This is a genomic window from Synechococcus sp. A10-1-5-9 (genome assembly GCF_047716785.1).
Lineage (GTDB): Bacteria > Cyanobacteriota > Cyanobacteriia > PCC-6307 > Cyanobiaceae > Synechococcus_C.
Map to the genome: position 1 here is coordinate 2,435,840 of NZ_CP180406.1, position 13,685 is coordinate 2,449,524.

The window sequence follows — 13,685 nt, forward strand, 5'->3', positions numbered from 1 at the left end:
CTTGTGATCAGGCAGCTGTACCGCTCCTTGAAGTGCGCGGCGTCCCTGGCCACCACCAACACAATCCCCCAGCTCTTGCCTGTACCCCGGGCTGAAATGACGCACAGGTCATCAGCGAAGGGGGCGTCCAGCATCAACGCCTGCGTCTGGGTCGGCTCGCGGATCTCCGGCCCGGCAGCGACTGCAGGTTGTGGTGCTGCGGCGGTTTTCTTAGCCATAGGCCAGTCTGCCGAGACCAAAAGACCGAACGACACGACAGCCATCGAGCGGCTGAAACCACATCAGGAGCGTCCGGGGGGATCGTGTGCTCACTGGACTGGAACTCCCAGGCCCAACCGGGTGGCACGCCATTCCCACACTCAGCCGATTCGCACTAGAAGGCAATGAGCGTTAACGCGGATAGCCATTAACTGCTGACGGGTGGAAAGTATGTCCATCGAGATCGGAGGAGCCAATGACGGACAACACTCCACCACAGCAAACAGCAGAAGCAAACTGACTTACTGGCCCCTGCTCCAACAGTTTCCACCCATCCGTGAGGCTGGTCCTTTGGCAGGCATCAACTGAGAGCCACGCCAATCGACACTCCCACTTGCACCGCCACAGGTGCCCTGGAGCTTCATCAGCCACACCCCTGGACTAAATGGCCCCAGGTGCCAACACGCCAGACGCTTCGACCCTCGCCAGAAATGGCACTACGACTTGACCTCTGCCCTTTACGGGAATCAAAGGACAGTTGGTGTCGGAAGCGAGGAATAAGAGAGCCCGCCCCATTTCTGTCGTAGGTGGGAAGGCCTCTCAAACCCTGATCAATTCAAGGGTTGAACGATGCATGAACGAGCGACGTAGGCCGTCTTTCCATCCGGAGGGGCGGCCTTCCTCTTTGCAATGGGATGCGTCCGCCAAACAACCACCGATGCCAGCCGCCCCACCAATCCCCCCTTCCCGATCAATTAGGACTACTGCATCACAACGGGAGCTGCCGCCAAACAAGCTCAGAAAATCCAGCATACCGGCGAGACTTCGCATTGAAAGACCTTGAAAAAGCTTGCTGACAACACCCTGGCTGTCCACTGAAACGAAATTCAAGAAGTAAAACTGCTGTAATAACCGTCTTACTATTATTAAACAGTGTCAACATTCTTCCCCCCCGGACTGATCGGCAACGAAAATGCCAATGAAAATGCTGGGCCAAGGACAGCTGGGCCAAGGACACAAGTTCCGGTAGTACCTCCGCTGAGTGCTGAAACTTCTATCAACCCTGAAGCTGGCTCAGAGATAACAGGAAGCAATGGCGAAAGCTTCGTCGTCACAGACGTAAATAGCAGCGCAGAATTCCCCGTTCTAATTAATGGCCCTGAAGAGGGATTTGTACAAGTTGCTTCAGGAATAACTGGTGCTGTGATCCAACTAAGCGGTGATTCAACTGATGCATTCGTTATTGGAAACGCTGTTGATGCCAGCGGTAACGTTATTGATGCATCGGGCACAGTCTTCCAGGTTGCCGAAGATTTTGAAGGCATAGTCATCGCGAACCTGGACGGCGCCCTGTCAAACAATGGAATTGTTGATCTGAACACACCTACCGCAGTTGGCACCATTTCTGATGCTGCCGGCGGCACCATTGGAGAGGGTGGCCTCTCGGGTGACTTCTCTTATTACGTCAGTGGAGGTGCTGGTGAAGACCAAATAGCAGGCTCTTCAGGAGCAGATTTTATCCGCGGCGGTGCAGGTAATGATCTAATTCAAGCTGGTGATGGCGATGATCTGGTTCGCGTTGGTGCCGGCAGTGACATCGTAGAACTGGGCTCGGGAGCAGACGTCCTTTACTGGACTGTTGATCAATTCGAAGGGAATTCCGTTAATTCAATTCGTGACTTCACCAGCGGAGAGGACACCATTGCTATTGATGCAGATCTCGCAGATCGCATTGATGTTGAATTCACCGATGGAAACCAAGCCTTCACCGTTACTCTGTTCGATTCCGACGGCAATGTTGAAGGGAAAACAACAGTAGTCTCTCAAAACGATGAGTTTGATTTCCCCGACGACTTTGCATTCGTCTGATTAGCCCAGATAAGCAATCAAAACTTTCTTATTTATTTCTTACGGGCACCTATCAAGGTGCCTTCTTTTTACAACGCTTCGACTAAACACTTTTGCTCATAACTTAACGGGAATAAGCTTATTAAAAGCCAAGTACGTTTGACTGGAAGATGCGACGTCGAACTGAGTCACCAACCCACTTCTCGCAGCATCTGTTCCTTCAAGACCTTCGACTTCAACGACACCAATCGGCTCACACTCACAACCCTCTGGCCATTGCTCTGAACCTTCCCCGCAGCAGCCCAAACCAGTGCAGCAGGACCGTTGTAAACCTCCGTCGCACTGCCATCTCCATTGATCCGAAGAACCAGCAAGTGCTCAGCCTCTGGCTCCATCCCGCGTAGTGCGATGGACTTCCCACTCACTGTTGCCTTGATCTCGACGGATCGGCCGCTTGCACGGTGGTGAGCATCAACACCATTGGTGCTTGCGGTGGTTAGATCCAGCCCATACCGAGCAGCAGCGACCGCCTCACCAATGCTTCCCACAAGATGGCCATCCGGGGTGAAGTGCCGTCCGGGGGCTGCAACCTCAAGGGCCTTGGTGATCTGAAACAGCTCCGGTACCAACCGGAGAACCGCCAGCGCATCGATCGGGTCCATCAGCCCACCTCCGCCAATATCCGGCGGACCTTGCTGCTAGTAATGCCCAGCTTCGTCGCGATGGTCCCGTAACCGCTGCCCTGTTCACGCAGCTCCTTCACCGTTGCGGCCAACCCCGCATCCCACGTCCGCTTTCGACCCATCTTCACGCCGGCGGCCTGTGCAACAGCTCTGCCCTCTGCTGTCCGCTTCAGGATCGCCTTCCGCTCCATCTCCGCCGCATAACCGAGCACCCCGACGATCAGCTTCACGATGCTGGGATCCATCAGCTCGGTACGGTCGCTCTTCAGCCCTTGATCAGCACGGCATATTGAGGACATCCAGCTCCGGCTGATGTTCTCTGAATACCTGTCGTAGGTGGGCTGGCCTCTCAACCCCTGATCACATCGCGGGTTAAAGATGCACAAGCCCCGCAGGCTGCCAGATCAGCGCCGGTTGCCCTAAAGACCGTTGAGATGGCCGATAACTCCCGCGAGTACTGCTAATTTCAAATTGTCCGACGAGACATCCCCGCTATGGCGGGTCTGAGGACATTCGAACTAAACCGAACACCTCGTACCGCCTTACAGGCGGATTGATTTCTAATGCGCAAACAACTTGGTTCCGATGGCCTCGGCGCAACCGATGGCCACTCGCCTCGGACGTTTTCGCCTGCTCGCTTGAGCGGGATCCCCCTTATCTCTTGTCTCGCTCTGTCTGCAATCGCGCTGCATCAGAGTGAGGGTCAAGCTCAATCCTTTCTGCAACGTCGCATTCAACAGCGAATGCAAGAACGACAGTTGCAAGAGGAAGCAAAGCTGACTGAGAACCAAAAGCAGCAGCTTTTCCAAGTGAGGCGCGATTGGTTGCTCAGCAGCTATGAGCAGAGACTTGCCTTGTTCCAGTCAACTCAGGCTTGCCTGAAGGATGCTCAGACTTTTCAGGACGGCAAGGAGTGCAGGTCAAAACGACGGAAGGCAGGGCGACAGCTCCTTGAAGAAGGTCGCCAAGTCATAAATGCCGAGCGTCAGCGTTTAGGTCTCTCGCCTTTGCCTACTGGCTTGCTGCTGTCGTTCTGATGGGTAGTGACTCCCTCTCTAATGGCAGCGGCACAGACGAGAGCCAACTGGATTGGACTCCATGGTCCGTCACAGAAGACGTTGCTCTTGACGGGACGTGTTCAAAGCGAAAGCGAGCCTTTTTTAAAACAGCTTTGCCACGCCTTTTGACATTCCTAGAAAAATCAGCTCGTCATGCTCATCCCAAGCCAGCGCCATGGCACATCACCACTGGTGTTTGTGCTGTGGATGAGGTTGCTGACCATGTAATGGAGATGAACTGGTCTGGTTGGTGGTTTCGCCATATGTGCAGAGCCGCCGACATCCTCAAGATTCCCTGTCCTGACCAGCGTTTTATGGATGATCAACGTCCTTGGAATAGTTGGGGGGAAGTTATTGACCTCAAGCTGGAGCACCAGATTGCTCGGCCAGATGGGGATGGTGAGGAGCTGATTTCTCGCGATTGGGAGTTGCCGCCCTTTTTTCTGGGCAATCGCTTCCCTCGCAAAAAAGAGAATGTCTGCGAATGCAGCATCCCCCTTCCAGAGGAATCAGTTGCTCTCGCGCAGCTTGCTGAACAAGCCAGCCAATGCGACTCACCAGCGGACTTGGAGATTCCTGCTGTCTTGCAGAAGTTCTTCTAAGGACGAGCACGTCAAACCCAACATCAGATGGTCGGTGCCCACAAGGCAATGAGCGTTAAGGCTGATTGCCTTGTGCGTGCCCGCTGACAAGAGTGAGTCCATCGAGATCGGAGGCGTCAATGAAAGACGACGGTCCAACCGAGCAGGTTTTAGAAGTCGCCTGACCTTTCGAGCCTCTGCTCCACGAGTTTTCTCACCATCCATGGGCTTGCCCTAAATCCCGGCACCATCACTGCCGGGGGGCACTCAACACTGAGTCAGAAGGTCCATTACATGGAACCTTGGCCCCAGGAGCTTGAAAGGCCCGACACTTCGCCCGACGCCAGAAATGGCATACGGCATGGCCCCTGTTACGTCATCACAGGGGTGTCGGAAGCGAGCAATAGGAGAGGTCACCCCATTCCTGTCGTAGGTGGGCTGGCCTCTCAACCCCTGATCACATCGCGGGTTAAAGATGCACAAGCGAGCGAGCTAGCCCGTCTCTTCCACCTGGGAGGGGCGGCCTTCCTCTTTCCGTGAATGCAGTACTGCAGCCAGGCAATACGTAAACACAGTTGAGGGTCAGCGCCGGGAGTGGTGGTTCGAGTGACCGCGAAAGCCCTTCTGGTCAGCACCCAGGGCCATCATTCGACTTAACGCAGTAGTGGGCCGCGGTGAGAGTTGTATCCGGTGCCGGTCATGTGATCGAGCTGCCGGATGCAAGCCACAACAGCGCCTGGGTTCTTTTGCTGCATCGCCTGTCCAGCCGCGGCCATCAGCGTCTGGATTGACCACGACAGCAGCTCCTGCCGGTCGATGCCGCTCTCGTCGATGTCGTCCTTGATCTGCGCCCAGGCGCGCTTCACGAGCTTGTAGCCCTGCGCTCTGGAGACCCCCCACGTATGTCTCGCATAAGCAAGACAAGCGGTGTTGGGCTGCCCGGCCAGGATCATTCCCTGGAGGTGTTCAACTCGCTTGAAAGTGGCTTCGGCGTTGGCTTTTGGCATGACCAACAACCCCTCTAGCAATTCGCTGGACCAGCCAGCTGTGGACCCTCTTAACGCTAAGAGTTTTGCGCACGTTTTTGCGCACGTTGAATAATAATCAGCGCAAAAGTCCCCAGGAATCCCTGAGGACTTTTGCTATCACTTACGCCCCCTGATGGATTCGAACCATCGACCGACTGCTTAGAAGGCAGAAAAATTCATAGTCATACCAAGGGTTTTAAAGCTATGTCTGGGACCTTGGATATGGAGGGCGCCCTATACATCCCCCGAACGTGCCAATAGTGGTCCCGTTTTTGAGGGCGGGACCACTTTCAAAAAGCCCGCCTGCCACCGAGGCAGTTGCTCTGTCTTCTGAATCCAGGCGATCCAGCACAATCGCCCCCAGCAATCGCTTCCTGCTCCTCAAAGGACTGGATTCCATCAGCCATTTGCCACGGCTTTCTGGTTTGCCCAGTATCCGAGGCCTAGCAGCAGACAGTCATCGCCCTGGGTCGTCTACCTGCCGAACTGAGGCGCCTGTGCCTCCAGGTATTTGGAACGTCAGCTTGCATAACTCGTGCACCGAATCTGCAGACGCCAGCGTTTCCGAACGGTTGTAAAGCCCTGATGAAAAGTCGACAAGCGTGCCAAACGTATCTTGCGTCGCTAAAAATATTGATGTCTGTAGGTACGCCTCAAGACCTGCAATACGGAACCATCAAGCCTCTGAATTTGATTCGATTGCAGCTGTGAATGGATTCGCTTTTTGGCCGCAAGAAGCCTTTCTCTCACTGGCCTACAGCATGAGCGGCGGCACGACTTGATCTGATCGCCATCGGCCGTTCCTGCCGATGTCAATCACCCCCGCTCAAGTCGTTTCAACCCATATCCAACACAAGCGGATCGACCGAGCGATGACTCAACTGCTGCTCACAGGCACCTCCACATCCACCAACGCCAACCTCAGCGAGGCTTTGTTGTTGGTGGAAGGTCGCCTGGCGACTTGGAGCAGCAATCAAGACTCCTTTTATGACCTGCTGCGCCAGGTGTTTGGGGTGCCGCCCAGCACCAGCGCCAAGAGTGCCGCTCTGCTGGCTTCGATCCAAGCATCCGGTCTGGGGATCAGCGTCCAGATCCTGGATGTCACAACGATGGATGGCCTTATTGCTGCTTACACCAGCGCAGCGCCGGATGGTGGGGAACGCATCTACCTCAATGCCGCCTGGCTGGAGCTGGCCACCGCTGAGCAAATCGAGGCCGTGCTGCTCGAGGAACTCGGCCATGCCATCGATCGGCGCCTCAATGGTTCAGCCGACACGGCTGGTGATGAAGGCGCAATCTTCTCAGCCCTGTTGCGCGGAGAAAGTCCCGATCCCGTGGCTTATCGAGACAACGATCAACGGATCCTGATTCTTGATGGCATCGCCGTTGCGGTGGAGGCCTCACTCGACACCACCAGACCTACCGGAAGCCTGCGTGCGACAGCTCCGGCATTCGCCGCAGCTGTCACCAATCCCTTTGGGATTGAGAATGTTGATTTCAACGCAGCCCCGGCTTTTGTTGATGCCGATGGCGACGGTGATCTAGATCTTTTTATTGGGGAGTTTTATGGCAATACGCGCTTCTTTCGCAACACCGCTGCTCCAGGAGCCACCGCTCCCGCTTTCTCTACAGCCGTCACCAATCCCTTTGGGATCACGGATGTTGGCAGCGACGCAAGCCCTACCTTTGCTGATGCCGATGGCGACGGTGATCTGGATCTCTTCATCGGTGATTTGTCCGGCGACATCTTCTTCTTCCGCAACACCGCCGCTCCAGGCAGCACCGAGCCCGAATTCGCCGCAGCTGCAACCAACCCCTTCGGGATTGATGTTGTTGGCTCCTTCGCAAGTCCTGCCTTTGCTGATGCCGATAACGACGGCGATCTCGATCTTTTTATTGGCGTTAACTCCGGCAACACCCTTTTCTTCCGCAACACCGCCGCTCCAGGCAGCACCTCTCCCGCTTACGCCGCAGCTGAAAACAATCCCTTCGGGATTACGGGTGTTGTCTCCTATGCCAGCCCGGCTTTTGCTGATGCCGATGGCGACGGCGATCTTGATCTCTTCATCGGCAATGGCCTCGGACTCACCTTCTTCTTCCGCAACACCGCCTCACTAGGCAGCACTGCTCCCACTTACGCAGAAGCTGAAACCAATCCCTTCGAGATAACAGATGTTGGAGCCTCCGCCAGCCCTGCCTTTGCCGATGCTGATGGCGACGGTGATCTCGATCTTTTTATCGGTAATTCACGAGGCAACATCCTCTTCTTCCTCAACACTGCTGCAACACCCGTAGCCCCAGTCGCCTCTGCCACCGCTGATGGCACCTATGTCATCGCTGCTGTCATCGATATCACTGTTTCCTTCTCAGAAGCCGTTGTTGTCGACACCTCTGGCGGTACACCCACTCTTCAGCTGGAAACAGGAACCATCGATCGCAAAGCGATCTTTGAATCCGGCTCAGGCAGCTCCACCCTCACCTTCCGTTACACCGTTCAGGAAGGGGATACTTCCGCTGATCTTGATCAGCTTTCATCAACAGCACTCGAACTCAACGGCGGCAGCATCGCCGATGCCGCAGGGAACAACGCCATCCTTACCCTCGCTGAACCAGGCGAACAAGGATCGCTAGGAGCCAATGCCGCTCTGGTGATTGACGGTGTGGTGCCAACTGTCACTGGCGTTGACTCCACCACCGCCGACGGCTCCTACGGCATTGGCGATGTCATCGACATCACCGTTGCCCTTGATGAGGTCGTGTTCGTCACAGGCACGCCCACTCTTCAACTCGAAACCGGCAGCACCGATCGCAAAGCGATCTTTGAATCTGGCTCAGGCAGCTCCACCCTCACCTTCCGATACACCGTTCAAGCCGGGGATACTTCCGCTGATCTTGATCAGCTCTCCTCAACAGCACTCGAACTCAACGGCGGCAGCATCGCTGATGCCGCAGGCAACAACGCCATCCTCACCCTCGCTGATCCAGGCGAACAAGGATCGCTAGGGGCCAATGCCGCACTGGTGATCGACACCACCCGGCCCACCGGCAGCCAGGGCAGTTTTGCGACAGCTCCTGCTTACGCCGCAGCTGTCACCAATCCCTTTGGGATTACGAATGTTGGCTCCTTCGCCAGCCCTGCCTTTGCTGATGCCGATAACGACGGTGATCTTGATCTCTTCATCGGCAACATTGCCGGCAACACCCTTTTCTTTCGCAACACCGCCGCTCCAGGCAGCACCACTCCTGCTTACGCCACAGCTGAAACCAATCCCTTTGGGATCACGGATGTTGAGTTCAACGCCAGCCCGGCTTTTGCTGATGCCGATGCCGATGGCGATGGCGATCTCGATCTTTTTATTGGCAACAAAGCCGGCGACACCGTCTTCTTCCGCAACACCGCCGCTCCAGGCGCCACCTCTCCCGCTTTCTCTACAGCTGAAACCAATCCCTTCGGAATCACCGACGTGGGCCGTTTCGCCAAGCCCTCCTTTGCTGATGCCGATGGCGACGGCGATCTTGATCTTTTCATTGGGAACGGAGACGGCAACACCCTCTTCTTCCGCAACACCGCCGCTCCAGGCAGCACCGAGCCCGAATTCGCCGCAGCTGCATTCAATCCCTTTGGGATCACGGATGTTGCTTTCTCAGCCAGCCCAACCCTGGCTGACATTGATGGCGACGGCGATCTAGATCTCTTTATTGGTGAGTACTACGGCAACACCGCCTTCTTCCGCAACACCGCCCCTCCAGGCAGCACCACTCCTGCCTACGCCGCAGCTGTCACCAATCCCTTAGGGATTACGGATGTTGGCTCCCGTGCCACACCTGCCTTTGCTGATGCCGATGGCGACGGGGATCTTGATCTCTTCATCGGCAACAGCGTCGGCAACACCCTCTTCTTTCGCAACACCGCCGCCACACCCGTAGCCCCTGTCGACTCCACCACCCCTGATGGCACCTACGGCATCGGCGATGTCATCGACATCACTGTTTCCTTCTCAGAAGCCGTTGTTGTCGACACCACAGGCGGCACACCCACTCTTCAGCTGGAAACCGGAAGCACCGATCGCAAAGCGATTTTTGTCTCTGGCTCTGGCAGCACCACCCTCACATTCCGATACACCGTTCAAGACGGTGACACCTCCGCTGATCTCGATCAGCTTTCCTCAACAGCACTCGAGCTGAACGGCGGCACCATCGCCGATGCCGCAGGGAACAACGCCATCCTTACCCTCGCTGATCCAGGGGAAGCGGGCTCACTTGGCGCCAATGCTGCTCTGGTGATTGACGGTGTGGCGCCCACCATCTCTGTTGCCATCAATGACGGCAGTGATGGTTTCCTCAACGCAGCAGAAGATGGCTCCGTCACCATCGATGGCACCACCTCTGGCGTAGAAGACGGTCAAACCGTTTCGATCTCCATTACCGATGGAACCAATACGGTCAACACATCAGCAACCGTCAACAGCAACAGCTATTCGGTGACTGGCCTGGATCTTTCTTCTCTGAACGACGGCACGCTCACCATCAAAGCCGATGTCAGCGATTTAGCTGGCAATGCAGCAACACAAGCCACAGATACCACCACCAAAGACACCACATCCCCCACCATCTCTGTTGCCATCAACGACGGCAGTGATGGCGTCCTCAACGCAGCAGAAGATGGCTCCGTCACCATCGATGGCACCACCTCTGGAGCAGAAGACGATCAATCCGTTTCGATCTCCATTACCGATGGAACCAATACGGTCAACACATCAGCAACCGTCAACAGCAACAGCTATTCGGTGACTGGCCTGGATCTTTCTTCTCTGAACGACGGCACGCTCACCATCAAAGCCGATGTCAGCGATTTAGCTGGCAATGCAGCAACACAAGCCACAGATACCACCACCAAAGACACCACATCCCCCACCATCTCTGTTGCCATCAACGACGGCAGTGATGGCGTCCTCAACGCAGCAGAAGATGGCTCCGTCACCATCGATGGCACCACCTCTGGCGTAGAAGACGGTCAAACCGTTTCGATCTCCATTACCGATGGAACCAATACGGTCAACACATCAGCAACCGTCAACAGCAACAGCTATTCGGTGACTGGCCTGGATCTTTCTTCTCTGAACGACGGCACGCTCACCATCAAAGCCGATGTCAGCGATTTAGCTGGCAATGCAGCAACACAAGCCACAGATACCACCACCAAAGACACCACATCCCCCACCATCTCTGTTGCCATCAACGACGGCAGTGATGGCGTCCTCAACGCAGCAGAAGATGGCTCCGTCACCATCGATGGCACCACCTCTGGAGCAGAAGACGATCAATCCGTTTCGATCTCCATTACCGATGGAACCAATACGGTCAACACATCAGCCACCGTTAATAGCAACAGCTATTCGGTGACTGGCCTGGATCTTTCTTCTCTGAACGACGGCACGCTCACCATCAAAGCCGATGTCAGCGATTTAGCTGGCAATGCAGCAACACAAGCCACAGATACCACCACCAAAGACACCACATCCCCCACCATCTCTGTTGCCATCAACGACGGCAGTGATGGTTTCCTCAACGCAGCAGAAGATGGCTCCGTCACCATCTCTGGCACCACCTCTGGAGCAGAAGACGATCAATCCGTTTCGATCTCCATTACCGATGGAACCAATACGGTCGACACATCAGCCACCGTTAATAGCAACAGCTATTCGGTGACTGGCCTGGATCTTTCTTCTCTGAACGACGGCACGCTCACCATCAAAGCCGATGTCAGCGATTTAGCTGGCAATGCAGCAACACAAGCCACAGATACCACCACCAAAGACACAACAGCCCCTCAAACCTCTCGCGTGGATTCCACCACACCAGATGGCTCCTACGGCATCGGTGCTGTCATCGACATCACCGTTGCCTTTGATGAGATCGTCTTCGTCACAGGCACTCCCGCACTTCAACTCGAAACCGGCAGCACCGATCGCAAAGCGATCTTTGAATCTGGCTCAGGCAGCTCCACCCTCACCTTCCGATACACCGTTCAAGCCGGGGATACTTCCGCTGATCTTGATCAGCTCTCCTCAACAGCACTCGAACTCAACGGCGGCAGCATCGCTGATGCCGCAGGCAACAACGCCATCCTCACCCTCGCTGATCCAGGTGCAACTGGCTCTCTCAGCAGCAATGCCGATCTGGTGATCGACGGCATCAAGCCCACCGTCAGCACGGACACCCGCACATACGTTTTAGAAGCCAGCAATCCTTTCGGAATTTCCGATGTCGGCCTCTCCGCCAAACCCACCTTTGCCGACATTGATGGCGACGATGATCTTGATCTCTTCATCGCCAATCGAGCTGGCAACACCCTCTTCTTCCGCAACACCGCCGCTTCAGGCTCCACCGCTCCCGCCTACGCACCAGCTGTCACCAATCCTTTCGGGATTACCGATGTAGGTCGCGCCGCCAGCCCAACTCTCACCGACATTGATGACGACGGTGACCTTGATCTCTTCATCGGCAATCGAGCCGGCAACACCCTCTTCTTCCGCAACAACGCCGCTCCAGGCTCCACCGCTCCCGCCTACAGCCAAGAACGCGGGGCCAATGGTGCACCCAATCCCTTCGGAATCACCGACGTGGGCCGTTTCGCCAAGCCCTCCTTTACAGATACCGATAACGACGGCGATCTCGATCTCTTCATCGGCAACCTACGCGGCAACACGCTCTTCTTCCGCAACACCGCTGCTGCAGGCTCCACCTCTCCCGCCTACGCACCAGCCGCCACCAATCCCTTTGGAATCAACGATGTGGGCCTCTCCGCCGCCCCCGCCTTCACCGACATTGATGGCGACGGCGATCTTGATCTCTTCATCGGCAACAGAGACGGCAACACCCTTGTCTTCCGCAACAACGCCCCTCCAGGCTCTACCGCTCCCGCCTACAGCCAAGAACGCGGTGCCAATGGTGCACCCAATCCCTTTGGAATCACTGATGTGGGCTTCAACGCAAGCCCGGCCTTTGCCGATCCTGATAACGACAGCGACCCTGATCTCTTCATTGGCAATGCCGCCGGTGACACCATCTTCTTCCGCAACACGGGGGCTGCTCCTGGCGTGAACACTTCCGCCATCAATGGCATCTACACCATCGGTGCTGTCATCAACCTCACCATCGGCTTCTCAAAACCCGTTGTCGTTGACACCACTGGCGGCACACCCACTCTCCAGCTCGAAACCGGCAACATCGATCGCAAAGCGGTCTTCATCTCCGGCTCAGGCACCAACACCCTCTCCTTCCAATACACCGTTCAAGACGGTGATTCCTCACCGGATCTCGATCAGCTCTCTTCCACAGCACTCGAACTCAACGGCGGATCCATCACTGATGCCAACGGCAATCCAGCAATCCTTTCACTCCCTCAGCCCGGAACTCAGGGTTCCCTCAGTGACAATGCCGATCTCATCATCGATACCAACGATCTCATCACCTCAACGATCAGGTCCTCCGAAAGCCTGACCCTTCCAGACGGTCTTGCAAACCTGATCCTCACTGGCACTGCCAATCTCAATGGCACTGGCAATGACCTGGACAACAGAATTGAAGGCAATTCAGGTAAAAATCGCCTCAACGGCAAAGGCGGCAACGACACACTCATCGGCAAAGAAGACAAAGACAAACTCACCGGCGGCAGCGATGCCGATACTTTTCTCTTTCAATCCATCAATGACTCCGGCATAACCAATGCAACAAGAGATCAGATCACTGATTTCACAGCAGACGACACCATCGACCTCTCACGTATTGATGCCGATCCAAACACGAACGGTGATCAAGCCTTTGTCTTCATTGGATCCGATCGCTTCTCAGACATTGGCCAGGCAAGGTTTAGCAACGCTGTCCTCAGACTCAATATTGACGACGACCTCTTTGCTGACTTTCAAATCAACCTCAAAGGAGTCACTGACTTACCCGACAACTCCTTGATCCTCTGATTCAGACAAGATGCAGTAAAAAAGGAACAAGGGCATCATCGATCAACGCGAAAAACCTCCATATCAGATTCTTGATTGTTTCATCTTTTGAGTGACTAGAGCCGCTTCCAATGGGAGCAGGCGACTGTTTTTACTCAACAGGGGACCATGGAGAATCTGAGATCCGTTGATGTAACTGACGCCCCCTGCTTTCTCCAAAAGGATCTTGTCTAGCTCTCACTCCGCTTAACGGCTTAAGCCTTTCAAAGCCGTGCGATGCCTAGAGACAGCCAAGCCTTAAACCCATTAGGGTCATTGGCACGAAGGGCTA

General features: G+C 55.4%; 8 protein-coding genes. 4 read left to right on the top strand and 4 right to left on the bottom strand.

What is annotated here, in order from left to right; all coding sequences use genetic code 11:
• The first annotated feature begins 429 nt into the window (after window positions 1-429).
• Entirely contained in the window at window positions 430-567 is a 138-nt protein-coding gene (locus ACLM45_RS12860) for a hypothetical protein (protein WP_415409643.1), read from the top strand.
• A gap of 231 nt (window positions 568-798) precedes the next feature.
• Here the strand turns inward: ACLM45_RS12860 and ACLM45_RS12865 are convergent, their stop codons facing one another.
• Window positions 799-1,011 carry a hypothetical protein gene (locus tag ACLM45_RS12865; protein WP_415409644.1) on the bottom strand — a complete coding sequence of 71 codons (213 nt, stop codon included), beginning with the start codon at window positions 1,009-1,011 and terminating at the stop codon, window positions 799-801.
• A 120-nt stretch (window positions 1,012-1,131) separates the two neighbouring features.
• Here ACLM45_RS12865 and ACLM45_RS12870 point away from each other — a divergent pair, with 120 nt between their 5' ends.
• Window positions 1,132-2,067, top strand: a complete 936-nt coding sequence (locus ACLM45_RS12870; protein WP_415409646.1) for a calcium-binding protein — start codon at window positions 1,132-1,134, stop codon at window positions 2,065-2,067.
• Window positions 2,068-2,234: 167 nt separating this feature from the next.
• Here the strand turns inward: ACLM45_RS12870 and ACLM45_RS12875 are convergent, their stop codons facing one another.
• A complete protein-coding gene (locus ACLM45_RS12875) occupies window positions 2,235-2,708 on the bottom strand; it encodes a DUF6998 domain-containing protein (RefSeq protein WP_415409648.1) in 474 nt (157 codons plus the stop codon).
• A complete protein-coding gene (locus ACLM45_RS12880) occupies window positions 2,708-3,082 on the bottom strand; it encodes a hypothetical protein (RefSeq protein ID WP_415409649.1) in 375 nt (124 codons plus the stop codon). Before ACLM45_RS12880 ends, ACLM45_RS12875 begins: the two co-directional genes overlap by 1 nt.
• 938 nt (window positions 3,083-4,020) lie before the next feature.
• Here ACLM45_RS12880 and ACLM45_RS12885 point away from each other — a divergent pair.
• Window positions 4,021-4,389: a hypothetical protein gene (locus ACLM45_RS12885; protein WP_415409650.1), complete on the top strand. Its 369-nt coding sequence runs from the start codon at window positions 4,021-4,023 to the stop codon at window positions 4,387-4,389.
• A gap of 632 nt (window positions 4,390-5,021) precedes the next feature.
• On the opposite strand, the gene ACLM45_RS12890 is transcribed toward ACLM45_RS12885, so the two are convergent.
• Window positions 5,022-5,375 (bottom strand): hypothetical protein, encoded by a 354-nt coding sequence (locus tag ACLM45_RS12890; RefSeq protein ID WP_415409651.1) that lies wholly within the window; start codon window positions 5,373-5,375, stop codon window positions 5,022-5,024.
• A gap of 893 nt (window positions 5,376-6,268) precedes the next feature.
• On the opposite strand from ACLM45_RS12890, the gene ACLM45_RS12895 reads away from it, so the two are divergent.
• On the top strand, window positions 6,269-13,375 hold the full coding sequence (locus ACLM45_RS12895) for an FG-GAP-like repeat-containing protein (RefSeq protein ID WP_415409652.1): 7,107 nt from the start codon (window positions 6,269-6,271) through the stop codon (window positions 13,373-13,375).
• The last annotated feature ends 310 nt before the right edge of the window (window positions 13,376-13,685 follow it).